Origin of the sequence: Labilithrix sp. (assembly GCA_019637155.1) — a bacterium.
GTDB lineage: Bacteria > Myxococcota_A > Polyangia > Polyangiales > Polyangiaceae > Labilithrix.
Window position 1 is genome coordinate 1 of record JAHBWE010000022.1, and the last position, 21,762, is coordinate 21,762.

Genomic DNA, 21,762 nt, shown 5'->3' on the forward strand with positions numbered 1-21,762 from the left:
GCGACCGCGAGCGCGGTCTGTAGCTCCGTGGCGCGTCCTGCGTCCGTGATGCGGATGTGGACGCGGGAGCTTGCGGGCGTCGTCGCTCCGTCGGCGCGGGGAGCTCCGTCCGCGGCGGTGACGCCCGTCACCGCGCGCTCGGAGCGGCTGAGCGCGGCGCCGCGGGCTCGCTCGCGCGCCGCGCCCTCCGCGAGCGAGCGCGGATCGGTCCCGCGGAAGATCGCGGCGAGCTCGCGCCGGAACGCGCCGGCGCGCGGTCGTGCGTCGGGCAGCTTCGACAGCGCGCGGTGGACGAGGTCCTCGAGCGCGCGTGGGAGCTCCGCCTGCGCGCCGCGCGACTCCATCGACGGAGGCTCGAGGAACAGGTGCGCCGCCATGAGCTGCGCCGCGCCCCTCCCGTCGAACGGCGTCTTCCCCGCGAGGCACTCGTAGAGCATCACCCCGACCGAGTAGATGTCGGTCGCCGGCGTCGTCTCCTTTCCTTCGCACTGCTCGGGGGCCATGTAATCGGGGGTTCCGTGGACGACGCCGACGTCGGTCAGCTTCTCCAGCGACGCGATCGGGAGTTGGACGAGCCCGAAGTCGAGGAGCTTCACGTGGTCGGCGCCGACGATCATCACGTTGCTGGGCTTGATGTCACGATGCACGATGTCCGCCTCGTGCGCGACCTCGAGCACCTCGAGGAGCTGATCGAACACCGCCGTCACGAACGGCAGCGACAAGGGCCCGTCACCGAGGACGTCCGAGAGCGGGCGCCCGCTCACGAGCTCGAGCACCATGTAGTGCTCGCCCGCGTCCTCGCCGTAGTCGAGGAGCGACACGATGCAGCGGTGGCGCAGGCGCGCGAGCGCGACGGCCTCGCGGCGGAAGCGCTCGCGGAGCTCCGCCGTCGACGCGAACATCGGGTGCAAGAACTTGATCGCCACCGGCTCGCCGAGCTCGCGGTGCGTCGCGCGGTACACCGCCCCCATCCCGCCGCGGCCGACGAGGCTCGTGATCTCGTATTTCCCGTGGACGGTCGAGCCGAGCCGCGGATCGTCGCGGTCCACGGTCATGGAACGAGCTCGAAGATCTCCATCGGCTCCTTCTTGCCGCGGATGGGGTGCTGGCCGAGCGAGCGCATCTCGAAGGGAGCGCCGGCCTTGGCGGCGACCTCCGCCGTCACGAGGGTCTGCCCCGGGCGCGCGAGGTTCTCGAGCCGCGCCGCCACGTTCACGGAGTCGCCGACCGCGGTGAACTCCACGCGCAGATCGCTGCCGAGGTTCCCGACGAGCGCCTCGCCCGTCCCGACCCCGATGCCGAGCTCGACGTCGACCGCGAAGCGCTCGCGCCACCGCGCCGCGCTCGCGGAGGCGAAGCGCTGCATGTCCTCCGCCGCCGAGAGCGCGCGCGTGACGTGGTCGCCGTCCTCGTCCGCGCGCGCTCCGAAAATCGCCATGATGGAGTCTCCCATGAATTTATCGACAATGCCGTTGTGACGGAAGACCACCGCCGAGAGGACGGTGAACAGCTCGTTGAGGAGAAGGACCACGTCCTCCGGGCTCGCGCGCTCCACGAACGGCGTGAACGCGGCCACGTCGGCGAAGAGCACGCTGACCTCGGCGCGGCGCCCGCCGAGCGAGAGCGCGCCGTCCTCGGCCGCCACCTTCGCCGCGACGCCGGCTGGGAGGTAGCGCGCCAGCCCCGCCTCGATCGCGGCGTGGCGCACGAGCGAGCGCTCGCTCTCGGCGAGCTCCTGCGCCATGTCCTCGAGCGAGGTCGCGAGCGTGCCGAGCTCGTCGTTCGACGTCACCCCGCTCTTCGCGTCGAACTGCCGCTTCGCGTAGCGGCCGGTGAGCGCGACGAGATCGCCGATCGGCCGCGTCGTCCGGCGCGCGACGACGCTGCCGACCGCGACGGCGAGGAGGGCGAGGAGCGCGGCGGAGACGGCGAACGCGCGGCGCGACGCGGCGAGGGTGCGGAACGCGTCGCTCTCCGGCCGCTGCACCACGACCGCCCACCTTTGCGCGGGGAGCGTGCGCACGGTGCCGATCATCTCCTCTCCGGCCGCGTTCCAGCTCCCGCGGAGCACGAGCGGGCGCGAGAAGGCCTCCGGCGTGAGGCCGAGCGCGCGGAAGACGCCGGAGTGCGCGAGCGACTGGCCGTGCGTCCACGGCGGCTCCGCCCCCGCGACGACGCGGAGCTCGTCGTCGACGACGGTGAGGAGGTCCTTCCGCCCGAAGCGCGCGACGCCGAGCTCCTCGACGATGCCGTCGAGCCGCCCCGGCCGCGCGCCGCCGAGGAGCGCGCCCGTCACCGCGCCGTCCGCGAGGAGCGGCTCGAAGAACCGGGACCCGATCCGCGCGTCGTGGATCCAGCGCGGCCTTTCGCCGGCGGCGAGCTTCAGCGGGAGCGTCGTCGCCCCCTCGATCGATCCCTTGACGATGCTCCCGATGAAGCCGCCCTCCTTGTCGAAGACGGAGACCCACTCGATGAGGTCGCACGTGGCGATCGCCTCGCGCGCGAGATCGAGGCGCAGGTCCTCGTCGACGACGCGCGGGCTCGCGAGGATCGTCGCGGCGCGGTGCATCGCGCGCTCTCCGTCGTCGAGCGCGGCGGCGACCTCGTGGCTCGACTGATCGGCGAGCGCGAGCTCGAGGTCACCCTCGACGTCGGCGAGGGCCTGCCGTTGTTGCCGCACGACGACGACGGCGACGATCGCGAGCGGGGCGAGCGCGACGAACAACATCGCCGCGGTCCACTTGATCCTGAGAGAGCTCCGTCCTGCCACGGTTCATCAGTCGTCGAACGTGCGGAGGCCGCTCCGCTGGAGGATGCGGTAGAGGTTCATCCGGTCCATGTTCGCGCGACGTGCGGCTCGTGAGACGTTGCCGCCCGCCCAATCCATCAACGCTTCGACGTATCGGCGCTCGAAGGTGAAGATCGCGCGCTCCTTCGCCTCGCGGAACGTCACGTCGAGATCGACCCGCGCCGGCGCGGGGCCCTCGTCGTCGCGCCCGCCCGCGGCCGTCGACACCGGATCGGGACGATCGTCGTTGGGGACGGTGGTGCGGAGGACGACGCAGCGCTCGACGTAGTTGCGGAGCTCGCGGACGTTGCCCGGCCACTCGTAGCGTTGCAGGCGATCCATCGTCGCGTCGTCGAAGAGCGCGGCCTCCTCGCGCGTCGCCCCGAGCGAGCGCAAGAAGGCGCGGATGAGGAGCGGCACGTCGTCGCGCCGCGCGCGGAGGGGAGGCACCGAGATCGTGACGACGGAGAGGCGATAGAAGAGGTCCTCGCGGAAGCGTCCCTGGTTCACCTCGCGGCTGAGCTGGCGGTTCGTCGCCGCGAGCACACGCACGTCGACCCGGCGCGGCGTGCTCTCGCCGACGCGGCGGACGGTCCGCGTCTCGAGCACGCGGAGCAGCTTCGGCTGCATCTCGAGCGGCAGCTCGCCGATCTCGTCGAGGAAGATCGTGCCGCCGTGCGCGGTCTCGAACGCGCCCGCGCGATCGCGATCGGCGCCGGTGAAGGAGCCCTTCACGTGCCCGAAGAGCTCCGACTCGATGAGGTTCGGGGCGATCGCCCCGCAGTCGAAGACGACGAAGGGCTTCCGCGCGCGCGGACCGCGCCCGACGATCTCGCCCGCGACGAGCTCCTTGCCGGTCCCGCTCTCCCCCTCGATGAGGACGTTCGCGTCGCTCGACGACACCTTCTCCATCAAGGCGAAGAGCCGCTGCATCGCCCTCGATTGGCCGAACATCTCGCCGAAGGAGGCCTGATCGAGGAGCTCGATCTCCTGCGCGGCGGGGAGCTCGCGGATCTGGAAGGACGAGTCGCCGAGCTCGATCTGCGCCTCCGCGGGCAGGTCCGCGTCGCGGACGGAGATGCCTCCTAGGCGCGTGCCGTTGAGGGAGCCGGAGTCGACGATCTTCCAGGCGGAGTCTCCGCGCTCGAGGACGCAGTGGAAGCGCGAGACCATCGGGTCGGCGAGGACGAGGTCGTTCTTCGGATGCGAGCCGACGCTCAGCCGCTCGCCGTCGAGGACGACCAGGCGCGAGGTGGACTGCCCCCCTTCGCGCAGCACCGTCAGCTCCACTCGCGGTGCAGCTACTCGGGTTCGCGCGCTGGGGACCGTCGCATCTTGGTTCCGCAGCGGGATCGTCATTGGCCGGATATTTGCTAAAAGAGTCTCGGCCAGCTTCGAGGCCGGCGCAAGGGCGGGTTGACGCGCCGAGACGACGTTACGGTGTAGCGGCGACGCAGCATATCGGCCGTAGCTACGCGGATCTACGGTCGATCGGCTTGGTACGGCGAATGCTGAGGGGCGCCCGACCCTGACTTGCTCAGCGAGAGGTGACCATGGCCCCCCGGCGTTTCTTCGCCTTGATGTTCGTCACGAGCGGCGTGCTCGCGGCGACTCCTGCCATCGCGCAGGAGCAACCCGGTTACGCGTCGAACCACTTCAACCCGTCGGAGCGCGGCAGCCGTTGGTTCGCCCTCGACTCGCTCGATCTCAAAGGTGACGGGCGGCTCGCGCTCGGCCTCGTGAACGACTACTCGTACCGCTCCGTCGCCGGCTACGAGCCCGACGGCGACGTCGCCGGGTCCGTCGTCCGCAACCAGTACTACGCGCACCTCGGCGCGGCGGTGAACCTCGCCGACCGCTTCCGCCTCGCGCTCAACGTGCCGCTCCAGGTCTTCGCCGACGGACACACCGCGACGATCGGCGGCCGCGTCCACCGCCCCGCGCGGGACGTCGCTGTCGGCGATATTCGCTTTAGTGGCGACGTTCGCATCTTTGGCGAGCACAACGACGCCGCGACGCTCGCCCTCGGCGCCGAGTTCTACTTCCCGTCCGGCTCGGAGAGCGCGTACACGGGCGACGGCAAGCCGCGCTTCTCCCCGCGCGTGCTCTTCGCCGGCAGGACGTCGGCGATCGCCTACGCCGCGCGCGCCGGCTTCCAGTTCCGCGGGCGCGACGAGGCGTGGGGCGACGGCTACATCGGCAACAACGTCTTCTACGGCGCGAGCGTGGGCGCCCTCCTCGCCGACGACAAGCTGGTCGTCGGCCCCGAGCTCTTCGGCTCCACCGTCGTCGTCAACGACCGCGCGTTCGAGAAGCGGACGACGCCGCTCGAGCTCCTCCTCGGCGTGCACTACGAGGTCGGCGAGAACATCCGGCTCGGCGCGGGCGTCGGCACCGCGCTCGTCCGCGGCTACGGCGCCCCCGTCGCGCGCGGCCTCCTCTCGCTCGAGTGGGTCCCCGGCAACGCGAAGCCCGACGCCCCGGCGAAGCCGACCGACGACCGCGACGGCGACGGGATCCCCGACTGCGAAGACGCATGCGGCTTCACGCCGGGCAACAAGACGGACGATCCGAACACGAACGGCTGCCCGCCCGCCGACGCCGATCGCGACGGCATCCCCGACGCCGCGGACGCGTGCCCGCTCGTGCCCGGACAGGCCAGCCCCGACGCGAAGGCCAACGGCTGCCCCGCCGACTCCGATCATGACGGCGTCCCCGACGCCGAGGACGCGTGCCCGACCGAGGCAGGCAAGCGCTCGAGCGATCCGAAGCGGAACGGCTGCCCCGATCGCGACAGCGACGGCGACGGCGTGCTCGACGCCGAGGACGCGTGTCCGACCGCCGCCGGCGTGAAGACGACCGATCCGAAGACGAACGGCTGCCCCGATCCCGATCGGGACAAGGACGGCATCCCGAACGACGCCGACGCGTGCCCCGATCAGCCGGGCAAGGCGGATCCGGACCCGAAGAAGAACGGCTGCCCGAAGGCGTTCCTCGACCACGGCGTCATCAAGATCACCGAGCAGGTCCGCTTCAAGACCGGCAGCGCGGAGATCCTCGGCAAGGAGAGCGACGAGGTGCTCGGCGCCGTGCTCGACGTGCTCAAGCAGAACACGAAGATCACGAAGGTCCGCGTCGAGGGTCACACCGACAACAAGGGCGACGCGCAGCAGAACAAGAACCTCAGCAAGGCGCGCGCGGGCTCGGTCGTGGCCTGGCTCGCGGCGCACGGGATCGACAAGGGCCGGCTCGCGGCCGACGGGTTCGGCGCCGAGAAGCCGATCGCGACGAACGACACCGACGAGGGCCGCACCGCGAACCGGCGCGTCGAGTTTCACGTGGAAGAGGAACAGGCTGGAGGAAGCGGACGATGAAGACGAACTTCATTCTTGGACTTCCCGTCGCGATCGCGGCGGTGCTCGTGCCGCAGGTCGCCGCTGCGCAGGATAAACCGACGATACCGGGAGAGACGGTGAAGGCGTCGACCGCCACGAGCGGCTCCACCGACGTCGCGACCGGCGGCTTCGTCACCGGCGGGACACCGAAGGAGGACGACCCGCGCGAGGCGACGGAGGCCGCGATCGCGGCGGGCGGCCTCTTCTCGTCCGGCAACGCGCGCACGGTGGCGCTCACCACCTCGGGCAAGTTCCGGCTCCGGCGCGACGAGCATCAGTTCACCGCGCAGGCGGCGGGCAACTTCGCCCGCGCCGGGAAGCGGGGCGAGAGCGTCGACACCACGGTCGAGAACTACCAAGGCCTCCTCCGGTACGACTACTTCTTCACGAACGAGATCTCGGCGTTCCTCCAGTCGACCGGCCGCCGCGACCGGTTCCAGGGCCTCGACCTCCGACTCAACATCGACCCCGGCGCCGCGTACTACTTCATCAACACGAAGAAGCAGCAGCTCCGCGGCGAGCTCGGCTACGACCTCCAGCACGACGTCCGCCGCGACGCGTCGCGCCGCGTCGACGCCGAGGCGCCCGCGGACGGGAGCCCGCCGCCGCCGCCCACGTTCGTGCCGAAGACGCAGACGCTCCACAACGTGCGCGCGTTCATCGGCTACGACAACAAGCTGTACAAGGAGGTCGGGTTCCTCGCGAGCTTCGAGTACCTCCAGAACGTCTCCGACCTCGGCACGTACCGTCTCATCTTCGACGTCGGCCTGAAGTCGAACATCTCGGACAACTTCGCCATCGCGACGACGTACACGATGCGCTTCGAGAACAAGCCGCTCCCCAACGTCGACAAAGCCGACTCGATCGCGTCGGTCAACCTCGTCTATACGCTCTTCTGAGAGGTTGATCATGGGGATTTTGCAAGAGTTCAAAGAGTTCGCAGTAAAGGGAAATTTCGTCGATCTCGCCATCGCCGTCGTCCTCGGCGGCGCGTCAGGGAAGGTCGTCTCCGCGATCGTCGAGAAGGTCATCACGCCGCCGCTAGGCATCTTGCTCGGCAAGGTGAACTTCTCGGAGCTGAAGATCGTGCTCCAGCCCGGCACGACCGGGCCCGACGGCAAGGAGCTCGTGAAGGAGGTCGCGATCGGCTACGGCGTGATGATCCAGTCGCTCATCGACTTCATCATCGTGGCGTTCATCGTCTTCCTCATCGTGAAGGCGATGAACCGGTTCAAGAAGGAGGCGCCGGCCGCTCCGGCCGAGCCGCCGGCGCAAGAGAAGCTCCTGACGGAGATCCGCGATCTCTTGAAGGCGAAGTGATCTCGGTGGTCGAGCGGTGAGGGCCTTGTCCTTGGTCGCCAAGACCGAAGCTACGCCGCTCGACCTCCGTGGCTTCGGCGTCGCGTTCCGCGAACGTGTCGTCCTCGCGGACGTGACGCTGGAGGTCTCGCGCACGGGCCTCACGACGATCGTAGGCCCGGCCGGGACCGGCAAGTCGACGCTGCTCCGCACGCTCGCGGGGCTCAACGACATGCACCCCTCCCTCGTGACGTGGGGCACCGCGCTCGTCGGCGGCGAGCCGCTCGACGCGTGGCGCCCGGTGCGCCCCGGCGAGCTCCGCCCCGCGGTCGGCATGGTCGTGCAGCATGCACGCTTCTTCGTCGACAGCGTGCGCGACAACCTCGTCTCGAGCCTCGCGGAGCAGAGCACCCGCGGCGGGCGCACGCAGACCGAGCTCGTGCGCTCGCTCCTCGCGCGGTACGGCCTCGCGGAGCTCCTCCCGCGCCTCGACGACGCGGTGACGAGCCTCTCGCCGTCGCTCCAGCGCCGGCTCGCGATCGCGTGCGCCCTCGTCGCCGATCCGCCGATCCTGCTCGTGGACGAGCCGACGATGGGCCTCGACGACGAGGACGCGATCGACGTCTTCGCGTTGCTCCGCGTGCAGTCGCGTGAGCGCGCGGTCGTGGTCGTCACGCGCGAGCAGCGGCTCGCGCGCGTCCTCGGCGGCACGATCCTCCTCCTCGAGGACGGGCGCGTCCGAGAGCTCTCGCCGGCGGAGGAGCTCTCCGAGTCGATGAACACGCTCCCGCCGCCGCCGCCGTTTCCCACCGCCGTGGTCCGGAGCCGCGCGAGCGGTCCGCGCGGCTTCTTCTGGGTCCGGCCCGGCCGGCTCGGCGCGCTCCCGCGTCCCGGCGTCGTCGATCCGCTCGAGCGCGACGTCGAGGGCCTGAAGCGCCTCGGCGTGACGACGCTCGTCTCGCTCGAGGAGACCTTCACCGTGGACGCGGCGCTCCTCGCGCAGCACGGGATCTCGTCGGTTCACTTCCCGATCGCGGACATGAGCGTGCCGAGCAAAGAGGCGGCGGTGATGATCGCGGGCGGGATCGGGCGCCTGCTCCGCGCGGGCGGCGTCGTCGCCGTTCACTGCCGCGCGGGGCTCGGGCGGACGGGGACCATCCTCGCGGCGCAGCTCATTCACGACGGCGAGCCCGCGCGCTCGGCGGTGGAGCGCATCCGGCGCATCCACCCGCACTGCATCCAGTCCTCCGCGCAGCTCGAGTTCCTGTCGTCCTTCGAGGCCTTCCTCTGGCGCAACGGCAAGCCCACCGTGACGCTGCCCGCTTATCGAAGGCGCTCCTGAGGGCGGCAGAGCTCGTCCAGCGTGTCCTCGAGCGCGCGCGGGTTGAGCGGCTTCGCGAGGCGGCGGACGCCGAGCGCTCGCCACGCGTCGCGGTCGGCGAACATGTCGCGGGTCACGACCGCGATCCGAGCGGCGTCGCCGTCGGGCATCGCGCGGAGGAGGCGCACGAGCTCCATCGCCACGCCGCCGGCGGCGTCGTCGTCCATTACGACGAGGTCGAACGGCGCGCGCTCGAACGCCGCGAGGAGCTCTTGCGGCTCCGTCGCTCGTGCCACGTGCCCGCGCGCGACCCGCCGCGCGACGGCGCGCTCGAGGCGGTCGTCGACGAGCACCAGCGCGCGGAACGGCGCCGTTCCTCCGCTCGTCACGGCGCTGGTCGGAGGCGCGGAGACGTGCTGTCCGGCGCGGACGAGCTCGGCGAGCTCGTTGAGCTCGGCGGCGAAGGCGTCGCACGACTCCTGGCGATCGCCTGGCCGCTTCGCGAGCGCGCGCGCGAACGGAGCGTCGAAGGCGGCGAGCTCGGGGCGCAGCGACGAGACCGACGGCGGGTCTTGCGAGACGTGCGCGTGCATCAGCCCGTAGGTGTCCTCGCTCAGGAAGACCGGGCTCCCGGTGAGGAGCTCGAACGCCATGCAGGCGAGGGCGTAGAGGTCGACCGCCTTGCCGATCTCCGCCCGATCGTTTCGGACCTGCTCCGGCGCCATGTACGAAGGCGTCCCCGCGACGAGGAACGAGTCGCGCGTCGACGGCGCCCCGCCGACCTCGCGCGCGATGCCGAAGTCGATGAGGACCGGCCGTCCGGTGGCGCGCTCGATGACGACGTTGCTCGGCTTCACGTCGCGGTGGATGAGGTTGATCGCGTGGGCGGCGGAGAGCCCGCTCGCGATCCGCGTCACGATGTCGAGCACGGTCTCGACCGGCAGCGTCTCGCCCGTCTCCTCCATTCGGACGAGCAGCTCTTCGACGCTCTCGCCTTCGACGTACTCCATCGCGAAGTACCGCTGCCCGTGGACGGAGCCGAACGAGTACACCTGAACGACGTTCTCGTGCCGGAGCCGAGCGACGGCGCGCGCTTCGCGGAGCAGCGTCCGCTCGGCGCGGGTCGTCGCCGCGGCGCCGATGACCTTGATCGCCGCGGGCCGCGCGAGGAGCACGTCCTCGGCGCGATAGACGACGCCCATGCCGCCCGCGCCGAGCCGCTCGAGGACCCGGTAGCGCCCCTCGATCAGGTCGTTCGGAGCGAATGCGTCGGACACGTCATCTCTCCACGGGGCCGTCCGTTCACCGGAGAGCTCGGTCTCGGCTCCGGCCGCCACGGCCTCGTACGTCGCCATGAGCTCGAGCACCCTCAATTCGCGCCGCCGCGCCACGCGCCCGCAACTGCACGCCGCGTACCGCGCGGATCGCGGGCATTTCGTGCGGTCCGGCGCGGGGTTGCTGCGCCGGCGCTACACCACCCTGCCGTCGCGACGCGACGCGTCTGCCGCGTCATGGCGTGCGGCGGGGCTTGCGAAATGATTAATCATATGATTAAATATTGCCATGAAACCGACGCCCAAAGGCTGGCCGCGCATCTCCGTCTCGCTCTACTACGACGACCCGAGAGCGGCGATCGACTGGCTGTGCAAGGCGTTCGGCTTCGAGGTGCGGCTCCTCGTGGAAGGGGAGGGCGGCGGCGTCGAGCACTCGGAGCTCACGATCGGAGGGGAGGGGACGGTGATGGTCAGCGGTGGGCCGAAGGCGGGGAAGTTCGCGTATCGGCGGACGCCGTCGCAGGTCGGCGGCGGCAACACGCAGAACATGATGGTGTACGTCGACGACGTCGACGCGCACTGCGAGCGGGCCGCGGCCGCGGGCGCGAAGGTGACGCTGCCGCTCGAGACGCACGACTACGGCGAGGACTACTGGTCCGATCGCGGCTACGAGTGCGCCGACGTCGGCGGCCATCACTGGTACTTCGCGGAGCGCCTGCAGAGCGGGAAGTCGGCATAGTCGATGGCGGCGCGCGACCTCGATCGAACGCTGAGCGCCCTCGCCGAGCCGACGCGGCGCGCGGTCGTCGACCTCCTTCGCCGCCGGCCGCGCCGCGCGGGCGAGCTCGCGGAGGCGCTCTCGATGAGCCCGCCGGCGATGAGCCGCCATCTCCGCGTGCTGCGGAAGACCGGCCTCGTCGAGGAGGAGCACGCCGGCGAGGACGCGCGCGTCCGCGTGTATCGCCTCCGCCCCGCGCCGTTCCGCCAGCTGCGCGCGTGGATCGAGGACGTCGAGCGCCTCTGGACGCTCGAGCTCGCCGCGTTCAAGGAGCACGTCGAGCGCACGCGAACCCCCGACGGCAAACGACGATGAGCGGCGACGGCGCGACGGTCACGACCTTCGTCCGCGTGACGCCCGAGGTCGCGTTCGCGGTCTTCACCGAGGAGATCGACGCGTGGTGGCGGACCGGCCCGCAGTACCGCGTCGCGGGCCGGCGGCGCGGGCGGCTCTTCTTCGAGCCGAAGCTCGGCGGACGGCTCTTCGAGACGTTCGAGGCGTCGAGCGGCGCGCGCACGGTGGAGCTCGGGACCGTGCTCGCGTGGGATCCGCCGCGCCGCTTCGAGCTCGAATGGCGCGGCGTGAATTTCGCGCCGGGCGAGAAGACGTTCGTCGAGGTCGCGTTCGAGCCGCTGAACGACGGCACGAAGGTCACCGTTCGTCATCGCGGCTTCTCCGCGCTGCGCGACGGCCACCCCGTCCGGCACGGCAAGACCGGCGCCGACTTCAGCCGCATGATCGGGCTCTGGTGGGGCGGCCTCGCGACCGCGTTCCGCGAGCACGCGGAGGCGGCCCGCGGCCCGAGCTGACGCTCGCCCATGGTAGTCTGCGCTCGCCTTGCGGCTGCTTCGCTCGCTCTTCGTCCTCGCCGCCGTCGTGCTCCTCGCGCGCGCCGCGCACGCGGGCGACGTCGAGAAGGCGCGGAGGCTCTTCGCCGACGGGGTGCGCCTCTACCAGACCGGCGACTACGAAGGAGCGAAGCGCCTCTTCAAGGAGGCGGACGCGGAGCATCACGCGCCGGCCATCATCTACAACGTCGGCCTCGCGGAGGAGAAGCTCGGTCATCGTCAGGCCGCGCTCGACGCGTACGAGGCCTACGTCGCCGAAGTGGGCGATCGCGGCGAGCTCTCCGCTGCCGCCGTCGCCGCCGTCGCGCAGATCCGTTCGACGTCGACGAAGCTGCGCATCGAGTCGAAGCCGCCCGGCGCGCGCGTCTTCCTCGACGGCATGCCGCTCCCGGAGGCGACGCCGACGACGTACCTCGTCGGCGCGGGCCATCACGTCATCGTCGCGCAGGGTGAGGGCTGGCGCGCCGAGCGCGATCTCGAGGCGAAGGGCGGCGGCGAGAGCCTCACCGTCGCGCTCGAGGAGCCGCCGCGCGTGACGGCGGCGCCGGCGACGGGCGAGCCTCCGCCCTCTCCGCCCGCGATCGCTCCGGCGCCGATCGACGACGTGTCGCCGCCGAAGCGCCCCGCGCCCGTCGAGATCGGCGCGCCCGACGCGCTCGTCTGGGGCGCCGCGTTCGCGATCGCGCCGGCGTTGATGCTCGGTGTCCCGCAGGACGCCGGGGGGACGAAGACCAACACGCGCGACATCGTGACGGTGCTCGCGGGCCCGCTCCTCGAGATCGGCTACGCGATCACGGAGGACATCGAGTTCCTCGGCCGCGGCCTCGCCGGCATCGGCCCGGACGCGAAGCCGTCGGCGATGTACATGGGCGGGCCCGGCCTCTCGTTCCGCCTCGCCGACCGCCTCTGGCTCGGCGCGACGTTCATCGGCGGCCGCATCGACAGCGCGCGCAAGGGCGTCCCCTACGGGACGAACCTCGTCTTCGGCGTCATCGCGGAGGCGAACCTCGCGGTCATCAAGAAGCCGCACGGCGAGTGGATCGTCGGCGTGCAGCCGTCCTTCCTCCTCACCGAGATGAGGAACGACAACACGACCCTCTTCGTCCCGCTGTCGTTCGGCTATCGCGGCTACTGATAGCCTGCTCTGACTTATCCGAAATTCTGAGCAAGCTCGCCGGCGCGTTGGGACCGAGCATCGGCGAGCAGCGGAGGATGCGCGCGTCCTACGGCTGCGAGCGGGGCGAAGCCCCCTGCGATGAAGCGCAGAGCGGCGACTGGTTCGCCTCCGGCGACGCCGCCCACTCCGCGGGGGTGCGCGACGTGATCGCGAGCGCGTGGACGCCGGGCTTCGACGTCATCTCCTCCGCCAGCGCGCCGTAGACGAGCTGGTGTCGCTTCACGGCGGAGAGGCCGTCGAAGCGATCGGTCACGATGACGACCTTGAAGTGCGTCTCGGCGCCCTTCGGCACCTTGTGCATGTGGCTCTCGTTGATGACCTCGAGGTGCGCGGGGGCGAGCGCGGCCTGGAGCTTCGACTCGATGCGCTGCTGGAGGACCATGCGCTCTTCTTACCTCACGAACGACGTGCGCGTCAGCCGCCGCCGCCGATGTACGTCTTGAGCTTGCGGTGCTGCGAGGGGAGCCGCAGCTTGCGGAGCGCCTTCGTCTCGATCTGGCGGATGCGCTCGCGCGTGAGGGAGAAGCTCTCGCCGACCTCCTCGAGGGTGTGGTCGCGCGGCTCGTCGATGCCGAAGCGCATGCGGAGGATCTTCTCCTCGCGCGGCGTGAGCGTCTTCAGGAGCTGGCGCGTCTGGTCGTTGAAGCGCATCTGCGCGTAAGCCTCGTCGGGCGGCATCGCCGCGTCGTCGGGGATGAACTCGCCGACGTGGGACTCGCCGTCGTTGCCGACCGGCGTCTCGAGGCTGATCGGCTCGCGCGCGATCTTCATCACCGCGCGGACCTTCTCGACCGGAATGCCGGTCGACTCCGAGAGCTCCTCGGGCGTCGGCTCGCGCCCGTACTCCTGGAGGAGCGAGCGGCTCATGCGCGTCAGCTTCTGGAGCGACTCGTACATGTGCACGGGCACGCGGATGGTCCGACCTTGATCGGCGATCGCGCGCGAGATCGACTGGCGGACCCACCACGTCGCGTAGGTGCTGAACTTGTAGCCGCGCTTGTAGTCGAACTTGTCGACCGCGCGCATGAGGCCGATGTTGCCTTCCTGGATCAGGTCGAGGAGCTGCAACCCGCGGTTGACGTGCTTCTTCGCGAGCGACACGACGAGACGGAGGTTCGCCTCGACGAGCTCCGCCTTCGCGCGGTCCGCGATCCGCCGGCCGCGCGCGATCGTCTCGAGCGACGCCGCCGCCTGCCGCTTCGCGGAGGGCATCTCGCGCGAGACGATGCGGAGCTTCTTCTCGACCCGTTCGATGACCTGGCGATCGAGGCGCAGCGCCTCGAGCTCCGCGATGATGCCGTCGCGCGCGATCTCGTACTTCGTCTTCTTGGCGTTCTTGCCCTTCGCCTTCGGCTCCGGCTTCTTCGCCTTGGGGCCGTGGAGCTCCTTGAGCGGACGCTCGAGCAGGCGCGCGATCTTCAGCATCGTCGCTTCGTCGAACGCGTCTTCGTCGTCGACGTTCCGGACGACGTCGCGGACCTTCAGCTTGCCTTTGTAGAGGTGCTGCGAGATGTGATCGAGCTCGGCGGCGGCGAAGGCGGAGTCGACGATCGCGCCGATGATGTTACGCTCCCCTTCCTCGATGCGTTGCGCGAGCTCCACCTCCCCTTCGCGGGTCAGCAGCGCGACCTGCGCCATCTTGCGGAAGTACATGTCGACCGCTTCTTCGGCCTCGGCCGGCGGCGTCATGTTCGCGATGGGCGCTTTGGAGAGGTTGGACTCGGGCTTCTTCAAGGCTAATGACTCCGCATGGCCGTTCGGTCTTTCACTTCGCATCCCGAGGGCCACGCTCCTCGAGACAGACCGGCACTGACTTCCATAAGCACGTTCGACGAGGTCACTCGATCTTCGATGCGTTGAAGGCCGTGATCATTAACGACCCAACGCAGGGCAGAATTCGGGCGCCCTATCAAGAGTCTGGCACGTAGATCGTGATCGGGCCAAAGTCGGAGCTTTCCGCACATCCATTCGGCCTCAATGTCGCGCCATTCCATGGTCGCGCTTGCCGCACCGAGCGAGGAATACACCTCGAATACGCGCGATATTCCCATCCGGTTCCGCAACGGCGCTCACGAAGGAGAGGACGCGATGGACCTACGAGGTCTGACAGACCTCCGCGAGCGCGACCGCGCAGATCGCTCCCACCTCTCGCACGTGACCGACGAAACGAGCACGCGCCTCGCGTCGTCGGCTTCCACGCGAATGGGGCTCTCGCGGGCGCGCGAGAGTTAATCGAAGAGCGTGTCGGTCGTCGTGATGGATGCGGCGCGCGAGAGCCAGCGATCGAGCTCCGGGTCGCGCTTCGCCGCCTCCTTGTCGCGGACGGCCTGCGGCGGCGGTGGTTGCGTCTTTCAGCGCAGCGGCTCTGGTTGCACCGTGAGCGCGGTGTCCAGCTGGGTGAGGTAGTCGCGGCGGGGGATCTCGATGCAGCCGAGGCTCTTCAGGTGGGGGTTCTGCACCTGGACGTCGAAGGTCGTGTAGCCGGCGGCGCGGAGCTTCGCGACGAGGGTCGCGAACGCGATCTTCGAGCAGTCCGTGCGTGTGTGGAACATCGACTCGCCTGCGAACACGCCGCCCACCGTCACGCCGTAGATGCCGCCGACAAGCTCGCGCGCGCCGTCCTCCTCGGACCACACCTCGACCGAGTGCGCCCAGCCGAGGCGATGCAGCTCGTTGTAACCCGCGATCAGCTCCGGGATGATCCACGTGCCCTCCGGACGCGTCAGGCCGCACATCCGCATCACGCCGTTGAAGTCCTCGTCGACGGTGACCTCGTAAGGATGGATCCGGAGCGTGCGGCGGAGCGAGCGGGACCAACGCGGCTCGGCCTCGAGCGGGAAGACGCAGCGCGGATCGGGCGAGAACCAGAGCACCAGCGGCGAGCCGGCCTCCTCTTCGTCCTCGCCGTGCGGCCACGGGAAGATGCCGCTGCGGTACGCCTTGAGGAGCGTGCCCGCGCTGAAGTCGACGCCGATCGCGACCACGCCGTGCTTCGGCGCCGTCCGCGCCGGCGGGAACACGACGCGCGACGGCGGCGGCGGGGCCGGCGGGAAAGGAGGCGGCGGCACGACGAAGCGAACGTCCGCTAATCGAGCTTCACCGAGTACACGAAGGTCTGCTTCGGCGCGCGGGTCATGCGCTCGGTGATGACCTCGTGCACCTTCTTGCGATCGCCGGTGACGTCGACCCACTCCTTGATGAGGACCTCCGCCCGCGCCTTGTCGCCCTTGCCCTTGATCTGCGCGACCTCCTTCATCAGCGAGGTGACCGCGGCCGGCACCTTCGGGAGATCGACCTCGAAGCAGCCCTTGTCCTTCTCGTTCGCGGCGGTAGCGTCGGCCTTCCAGCTCATCGCGCCGTTCTTCATCAGCCAGCCGACCTGGATCGCGGCGAGCTGGCTGTAGTTCTTCGGATGATGGTTGTCCTCGTACATGCCGCGCGAGACGTGGCCGAACGCCCAGAAGACGTCGCGCACGAACGTCTTGTCCGCCGCCTCCTTGTCGAGCTGCTTCTTCCCCACGAGCCAGTCCGTGTAATAGAGCGCCGCCGTCTGCGCCTTGAGCTCCTCGAGCGTGGAGGCGAGGGGACCGCCGAAGGCCTCGCGATCGATCTTGCCGTTCGCCTTGTACTGGTGCGCGGGGCCGAGGTTGTGCGCGGCCTCGTGAAGGACGGTCGACATCAGGAGCGCCTCCGGATCGTCCGTCCACTTCGTCATCGTGTCCTTGCAGAAGAGCGAGTCGGCCTGGCCCTTCGCCGCCGCGACGCTGTCGGGGTCGGAGTAGAAGTTCGTCATCGCGACGGTGCGGCCGCGGCCCTGGTTCGCGACCGGGCCGAAGTTCGGGAGCGACTGGCCGATCGTGGCGCCGGACGGCGGCCGCGAGTCGCCGGCGTTGAGGACGACGTCGATGAAGTCCGGGATCTTGAAGCTCACCTTGCGCGCGGTGTACGGCGGGCCCGCGAGCTTCGCGATCGCGTTCTCCATCTCCGTCTTGAGCGGGTCGAGCTTCGCTTGCCACTTCGCCGCGCCCTGGTTCACGAGCGCGAAGCTCACGTGGAAGAGCGCCTTCGTGCTGCAAGGCTCGTGGTAGACCTCGTCCGGGCCGATGCGGAGATAGAACTTCGAGCTCTTCGTATCCATATTCGCCCACGCCTCGTCGGCGGGCCACCAGTCGTCGTCGAGGAACGCCTTCGCCGCGGCGTCGAGGTACGCGCGCAGCGCGGGCTCGGTCCCGCCGAGCGCGGCGGACGCCTCCTTGATGTCGGCCGCGATCGCCGCGACGTCGGCCTTCCACGTCTCGTGGTACGGCCTCGACTTGAGCTCGCCCTTCTCGTCGGCGACGACGGTCGTGAACGGATCGGCGAGCGTCTTGTCCTTGCTCTTGCCGAGGCCCTCGCAGAATTTCGGATCGTCGGCGAGGAGCTTCGCCGGGTAGAGCCCCGAGATCTTCGTCTTCGGCATGTCCTCGGGGAGGAGCGCGCCGCAGTTGGGATCGGCCTCCGTCGCCGGCGCCTTGCACTTCGGCTCCTGGTTCCGGAAAAAGAGCGTCTTGCTCGCGGGATCGTTGGGCGGCAGCTTCGCCATCAGATCGAGCGTGCCCTCCTGCTTCGCGTAGAGGACCTCGATCTTCTCCGCCGCCTTGAGGATCGCGGCGACGAACTTCTTCTCCTCCGGCGTCGCCTTCGAGAAGTCGCTCGCGACGAGCGTGGTGCGGCCCTGCGCGAGCTCCTTCCGCACCGCCGCGTTGCGCGGGCTGGACGGCGGCGCCTCGCTCTGACGCACCATCGCCTCGTAGGCGGCGAGGAGCTTCGGCGTGAAGGTGCCGTCCGCGGCGACGTAGTCGGCGAGCTTCGCGCCGCGCTCGAGGCCCCAGTAGATCGCGAGCTCGTTCGGGTCGAGCGTCTTGTTGCCGTTGTCGTCGCTCGTCCAGAAGATCGGCAGCGCGAGCTCCGGCGCGACGCGGTTGAAGTCCGTCCGCGAGAGGCGGTCGAGCGTCTTCGGCGCGGGCGGCGGCGGCGGAGGAGGCGGCGGCGTCACGACCGGCGGCGGCGCGGTGGGCACCTGCGGCGGAGGCTCTTCCCCGCAGGCGAGGAGCAGCACCGGAGCGACGAGGCCGAGCAGACGTAGCTTCATGGGCCGCGTTTCTCTCGCCGTCGCGCCGCGCCGTCAACGTGTAGCCTACCGGCAACGTGCGAATCCCGACCGACAGCGAGGTCCGTAGGAGGGTCGATCGACTCGAGCTGCCGTGGAACGACTTCGGCATCGATCCGTTCGGGGTCTCGAAGGACGCGCTCGCGATCTGGTTCAGCGCGATGAAGTTCTTCTATCGCCACTACTTCTCGGTCGAGTCGCACGGCATCGAGCACGTGCCGCGGAGGGGCCGCGTCATGCTGATCGGCAATCACTCCGGCGGCTTCGCGCTCGACGGCATGATGACGATCTGCTCCCAGTTCTTCGATCGCGAGCCCCCGCGCCTCGCGCAGGCGATGGTCGAGAAGTTCGTGAACACGGTCCCCTTCGGCTCCCAGATCTCGAGCCGCCTCGGCCACCTCACCGGCCTCCCCGCGCACGCGGAGCGCCTCCTCGCCGACGAGCGCATGCTCATGGTCTTCCCCGAGGGCGTGAAGGGCACCGCGAAGCTCTTCAAGGAGCGCTACTCGCTCGTGCACTTCGGGACCGGCTTCATGCGCCTCGCGATGAAGATGAAGACCCCGATCGTGCCGTTCGCGTTCATGGGCGGCGGAGAGGCGGTGCCGACGATCTCGAACGCGCGCGCGCTCGGGAAGATCCTCGGCGTGCCGTACGTCCCGATCACGCCGTGGGGGCTCGCGATCCCGATCCCGGCGAAGCTCGAGGTCTACTACTCGGAGCCGATGACCTTCGAAGGCACCGGCACGGAGGAGGACGAGGTCGTGCTCGCGAACGTCGACGAGGTGAAGGACCGCATCGCGAGCCTCATCGACGTCGGACGGCGGCGGCGCAAGGGCGAGGTCCTCGCGCTCCCCGCCTACGCGCGGAGCAAGTCGTGAAGGTCCTCGTCCCCGGCATCTCCGGCCGCCTCGGGCGCATGCTCGCCGAGGAGCTCATCGAGAAGGGGCACGACGTCATCGGCATCGATCGGCGCCCGTTCCACGACGCGCCGCGAGGCGTCGAGATGCACGAGCTCGACATCCGCAAGCGCGCGGCGGAGGAGGTGTTCCGCCGCGTGCGCCCGAACGCCGTCATCCACATGGCGACGGTCACGCACCTCGTCCACCAGAGCGAAGACCGCTACCGCATCAACCTCGGCGGCACGCGCGCCGTGTTCGAGCACTCCTCCGCGTACGGCGCCGAGCACGTCGTCTTCGTCGGCCGCCACACGTACTACGGCGCGGCCGCGGACTCGCCGCTCTTCCACGTCGAGGACGAGCCGCCGATGGGCCTCGCGCACTTCCCTCAGCTCGCGGACCTCGTCGCGGCCGACCTCTACGCCGGCTCCGCGCTCTGGCGCTACCCGACCTTCACGACGAGCGTGCTCCGGATGGTCTACACGCTCGGCCCCACCGGTCACGGCACGCTCGCGACGTTCCTGCGCGGCGCGCGCGTCCCGACCATCATGGGCTACGACCCGCTGTTTCATTTCATGCACGAACGGGACGTGATCGGCGCGCTCGTCACCACGCTCGACTCGCGTCCGCGCGGCGTCTTCAACGTGTGTGGCCCCGCGCCGGTCCCGCTCTCCGTCATCATCAAGGAGACCGGGCGCACGAACATCCCCGTCCCGTCGCCGCTGCTCGTCGCGGCGCTCGGGCGTTTCGGTCTCCCCAAGCTCCCCCCAGGCGCGCTCGACCACATCCGCTACCCCATCACCGTCGACGCGAGCGCGTTCACCGCCGCGACGAAGTTCGCGCACACGATCGACGCGAAGACCGCGATGCGCGCCTACAAGGACGCGTTCCCGCGACCGAGCACCTCGTAGCGAAGTCGTCGGGGTGCAGGGGCGCAGCCCCTGCGTTGAGAATGAAACGTTCCGTCCTTCGTGCTCGTCCATGTCTGGATCGATGGACCCCCAGACGAGAGGGCACCAGGCCTCGAACCGAGGGAAAAATAGCCGGGGGTTCGGGGCTGGTGCCTGGCCCGGACTTCGCAATGAGCTGGTCGGTCCCCGATGCCCGTCTACCCGCACCGCCATACCGGAGAGTTGCCTGTCGGCTCCGGGAACTATGATGCGGTCGCGATCCCGCGCGCCCCGCGGACCCCGCAGTTCGCCCCGCAGATGGTGCCGGCGACCGGCCCGTACCACGCGGCGGCGGCCTCGAGCCGCGTGCCCGCCGCGGCGCACTCGCTCTCGCCGGTGGCGATGGCCTCCGCGCGCAACGCCGTCGCGACGGGCCCCTACGCCGTGCAAGACACGCAGGAAGTGAAGGCGCGTCCGTCCGCGAAGGCGGGCTTCTCGATCCTCCTCGCCGGCGCGATCATCGGCGGCCTCATCGGCGCGGTGACGCACGCGCGCGAGACCGCGGCCGACGCGTTCGCGAGCGCGCAGGTCGAGACGGTCGAGAAGGCCGACCTCCGCGATCAAGATCCGATCGGCGACGCTCCGCCGCCCGGCGCGATCCCTCCGCTCCCGAACGGCGTGCTGCCGAGCCTCGTCCCCGACGCGAACGACGCGGTGAAGGCGGACAGGGTCGAGGAGAAGAAGGAGAAGCCGGCGAAGAAGTTTGCGTTCGGCGGCGGCTTCGCGAAGGCGCGCAGCAACACGTCGAGCAGCGTCGACAAGGGCGCCGAGAACGCGATCGCGCAGGACGAGAAGCCCTCCAAGAAGAAGGGCAAGAAGGGCGGCGGCGACGACGACGGCTACACGGTCGCGTCGAACGGCGAGGACCGCGCGGAGAAGACCGAGACGCCGAAGAAGAAGGCCGCCGCCGCGTCCTCCGACGACGACGAGAAGCCCAAGAAGAAGGGCGGCAAGAAGGGCGGCACCGACGCGGAGAGCGTCCTCCGCGCCGCGATGGGCGCCACCGAGAACAGCCTCTAACGCAGGGGCTGCGCCCCTGCACCCCGCTCGCAGCCGTAGGACGCGCGAGTACGCGCATCCTCCGCTGCTCGCCGATGCACGCTAAGTCATTCGGGGTCGGTGTCGACGACGCGGAGGTCGATCTCCACCGTCCCGCCGAGGATCGCGACGTACTTGCGTGAGACCTCGATCGCCTCATCGACGCCCGAGAGCTCGAGGACCGCGAAGCCGCCGATCAGCTCCTTCGACTCGGTGAAGGGGCCGTCGACCATGCGCATGTCGTTGTTCACGAAGAAGAGGCGCTTCGCGCTCGACGCGGGCTGCAGGGCCACGCCGCGGAGGAGCACGCCCGCCTTCGTCATCTCCGTCTTCAGCCGCGTGACGTCGGCCTTCTGCTTCGAGGTGCGCTCGCCCTTCGCGTTCGCCTTCTCGATGAGCAGGAGCTGAAGCGGCGCGTCCTTCGGCTCCGGGACGAGCCCGAGGTCCCACGGCTCGGTGACCTTTCCGAGCTCGATCTCGCCGTCGCCGAGGATCTTGCCGTAGCGCTCCGCCCAGCCGATCGCCTCTTCGCGCGTCTTCACCTTGAGGAGGAGCGCCGCGGCCGGGAGCTCGTTCTCGCCGGTGTACGGGCCGTGCTTGATCGTGCTGCGACCGTCCTTGAACGTGAGGCGCGTGCGCGTCTTGCTCGCGCCGAGCCCCGCGCCGTCGATCAGCTTCCCGGCCTTCGCGAAGCCGCCGACGAACGCGCCCATCTCGTGAACGAGCTTCATGTCGGGCTTCTCGCCGGCCTCGGTCTTCGGATCGTGCTTGTGCATCATCATGAAACGCATGGGGACCTCCTTACGCGAGGACGTCAGGCACGCGGCCTTTGGATCGACACGCGCGGCG

General features: G+C 69.9%; 20 protein-coding genes. 11 read left to right on the forward strand and 9 right to left on the reverse strand.

Annotation, left to right across the window (positions count from 1 at the left end; all coding sequences use genetic code 11):
- From KF837_37010 to KF837_37020, 3 genes are all read right to left on the reverse strand, one after another.
- Positions 1–1,055, reverse strand: a 1,055-nt coding sequence (locus KF837_37010) for a serine/threonine protein kinase (protein MBX3232983.1), incomplete at its 3' end; no start/stop codon positions are given.
- Positions 1,052–2,770 carry a HAMP domain-containing protein gene (locus tag KF837_37015; GenBank protein ID MBX3232984.1) on the reverse strand — a complete coding sequence of 573 codons (1,719 nt, stop codon included), beginning with the start codon at positions 2,768–2,770 and terminating at the stop codon, positions 1,052–1,054. The genes KF837_37015 and KF837_37010, both read right to left, overlap by 4 nt.
- 6 nt (positions 2,771–2,776) lie before the next feature.
- On the reverse strand, positions 2,777–4,066 hold the full coding sequence (locus tag KF837_37020; protein MBX3232985.1) for a sigma 54-dependent Fis family transcriptional regulator: 1,290 nt from the start codon (positions 4,064–4,066) through the stop codon (positions 2,777–2,779).
- Positions 4,067–4,341: 275 nt separating this feature from the next.
- On the opposite strand from KF837_37020, the gene KF837_37025 reads away from it, so the two are divergent.
- The 4 genes from KF837_37025 to KF837_37040 are packed head-to-tail and all read left to right on the forward strand — an operon-like array spanning position 4,342 to position 8,824.
- Entirely contained in the window at positions 4,342–6,162 is a 1,821-nt protein-coding gene (locus KF837_37025; GenBank protein ID MBX3232986.1) for an OmpA family protein, read from the forward strand.
- Positions 6,159–7,082: a DUF481 domain-containing protein gene (locus tag KF837_37030; GenBank protein MBX3232987.1), complete on the forward strand. Its 924-nt coding sequence runs from the start codon at positions 6,159–6,161 to the stop codon at positions 7,080–7,082. Before KF837_37025 ends, KF837_37030 begins: the two co-directional genes overlap by 4 nt.
- Positions 7,083–7,098: 16 nt before the next feature.
- The gene (gene mscL, locus KF837_37035; GenBank protein MBX3232988.1) at positions 7,099–7,503 is read left to right on the forward strand and encodes a large-conductance mechanosensitive channel protein MscL; all 405 of its coding nucleotides are present in this window, start codon (positions 7,099–7,101) and stop codon (positions 7,501–7,503) included.
- 25 nt (positions 7,504–7,528) lie between these two features.
- Positions 7,529–8,824: an ATP-binding cassette domain-containing protein gene (locus tag KF837_37040; GenBank protein ID MBX3232989.1), complete on the forward strand. Its 1,296-nt coding sequence runs from the start codon at positions 7,529–7,531 to the stop codon at positions 8,822–8,824.
- Here KF837_37040 and KF837_37045 read toward each other — a convergent pair.
- Positions 8,806–10,080 (reverse strand): protein kinase, encoded by a 1,275-nt coding sequence (locus KF837_37045; GenBank protein ID MBX3232990.1) that lies wholly within the window; start codon positions 10,078–10,080, stop codon positions 8,806–8,808. The two genes, KF837_37040 and KF837_37045, sit on opposite strands and share 19 nt — an antisense overlap.
- 286 nt (positions 10,081–10,366) lie before the next feature.
- Between KF837_37045 and KF837_37050 the strand changes: the two genes are divergently transcribed.
- From KF837_37050 to KF837_37065, 4 genes are read left to right on the forward strand one after another with little or no spacing between them, the layout of a single operon-like run.
- Positions 10,367–10,816 carry a VOC family protein gene (locus KF837_37050; protein MBX3232991.1) on the forward strand — a complete coding sequence of 150 codons (450 nt, stop codon included), beginning with the start codon at positions 10,367–10,369 and terminating at the stop codon, positions 10,814–10,816.
- Positions 10,817–10,819: 3 nt separating this feature from the next.
- Positions 10,820–11,170, forward strand: a complete 351-nt coding sequence (locus KF837_37055; protein MBX3232992.1) for a winged helix-turn-helix transcriptional regulator — start codon at positions 10,820–10,822, stop codon at positions 11,168–11,170.
- Positions 11,167–11,664, forward strand: coding sequence for an SRPBCC domain-containing protein (locus tag KF837_37060; GenBank protein ID MBX3232993.1), 498 nt, complete (start codon positions 11,167–11,169; stop codon positions 11,662–11,664). Before KF837_37055 ends, KF837_37060 begins: the two co-directional genes overlap by 4 nt.
- Positions 11,665–11,692: 28 nt before the next feature.
- Complete coding sequence (locus KF837_37065) at positions 11,693–12,838, forward strand: PEGA domain-containing protein (GenBank protein ID MBX3232994.1); 1,146 nt, start codon at positions 11,693–11,695, stop codon at positions 12,836–12,838.
- Positions 12,839–12,926: 88 nt separating this feature from the next.
- Here KF837_37065 and KF837_37070 read toward each other — a convergent pair whose 3' ends face one another.
- From KF837_37070 to KF837_37085, 4 genes are all read right to left on the reverse strand, one after another.
- Positions 12,927–13,262 carry a BolA family transcriptional regulator gene (locus tag KF837_37070; GenBank protein MBX3232995.1) on the reverse strand — a complete coding sequence of 112 codons (336 nt, stop codon included), beginning with the start codon at positions 13,260–13,262 and terminating at the stop codon, positions 12,927–12,929.
- A gap of 32 nt (positions 13,263–13,294) precedes the next feature.
- Entirely contained in the window at positions 13,295–14,569 is a 1,275-nt protein-coding gene (gene rpoD / locus KF837_37075) for an RNA polymerase sigma factor RpoD (protein MBX3232996.1), read from the reverse strand.
- Between the two features lie 662 nt (positions 14,570–15,231).
- Positions 15,232–15,948 carry a leucyl/phenylalanyl-tRNA--protein transferase gene (gene aat / locus KF837_37080; protein MBX3232997.1) on the reverse strand — a complete coding sequence of 239 codons (717 nt, stop codon included), beginning with the start codon at positions 15,946–15,948 and terminating at the stop codon, positions 15,232–15,234.
- Positions 15,949–15,965: 17 nt separating this feature from the next.
- Complete coding sequence (locus tag KF837_37085) at positions 15,966–18,011, reverse strand: hypothetical protein (GenBank protein ID MBX3232998.1); 2,046 nt, start codon at positions 18,009–18,011, stop codon at positions 15,966–15,968.
- A gap of 179 nt (positions 18,012–18,190) precedes the next feature.
- Between KF837_37085 and KF837_37090 the strand changes: the two genes are divergently transcribed.
- The 3 genes from KF837_37090 to KF837_37100 all read left to right on the forward strand — a co-directional run bounded on the left by KF837_37090 (position 18,191) and on the right by KF837_37100 (position 20,895).
- Positions 18,191–18,907, forward strand: a complete 717-nt coding sequence (locus KF837_37090) for a 1-acyl-sn-glycerol-3-phosphate acyltransferase (GenBank protein ID MBX3232999.1) — start codon at positions 18,191–18,193, stop codon at positions 18,905–18,907.
- Entirely contained in the window at positions 18,904–19,836 is a 933-nt protein-coding gene (locus KF837_37095; GenBank protein ID MBX3233000.1) for an NAD-dependent epimerase/dehydratase family protein, read from the forward strand. Before KF837_37090 ends, KF837_37095 begins: the two co-directional genes overlap by 4 nt.
- Positions 19,837–20,058: 222 nt before the next feature.
- The gene (locus KF837_37100) at positions 20,059–20,895 is read left to right on the forward strand and encodes a hypothetical protein (protein ID MBX3233001.1); all 837 of its coding nucleotides are present in this window, start codon (positions 20,059–20,061) and stop codon (positions 20,893–20,895) included.
- A gap of 86 nt (positions 20,896–20,981) precedes the next feature.
- Here the strand turns inward: KF837_37100 and KF837_37105 are convergent, their stop codons facing one another.
- Positions 20,982–21,704 (reverse strand): hypothetical protein, encoded by a 723-nt coding sequence (locus tag KF837_37105; GenBank protein ID MBX3233002.1) that lies wholly within the window; start codon positions 21,702–21,704, stop codon positions 20,982–20,984.
- Positions 21,705–21,762: the final 58 nt, after the last annotated feature.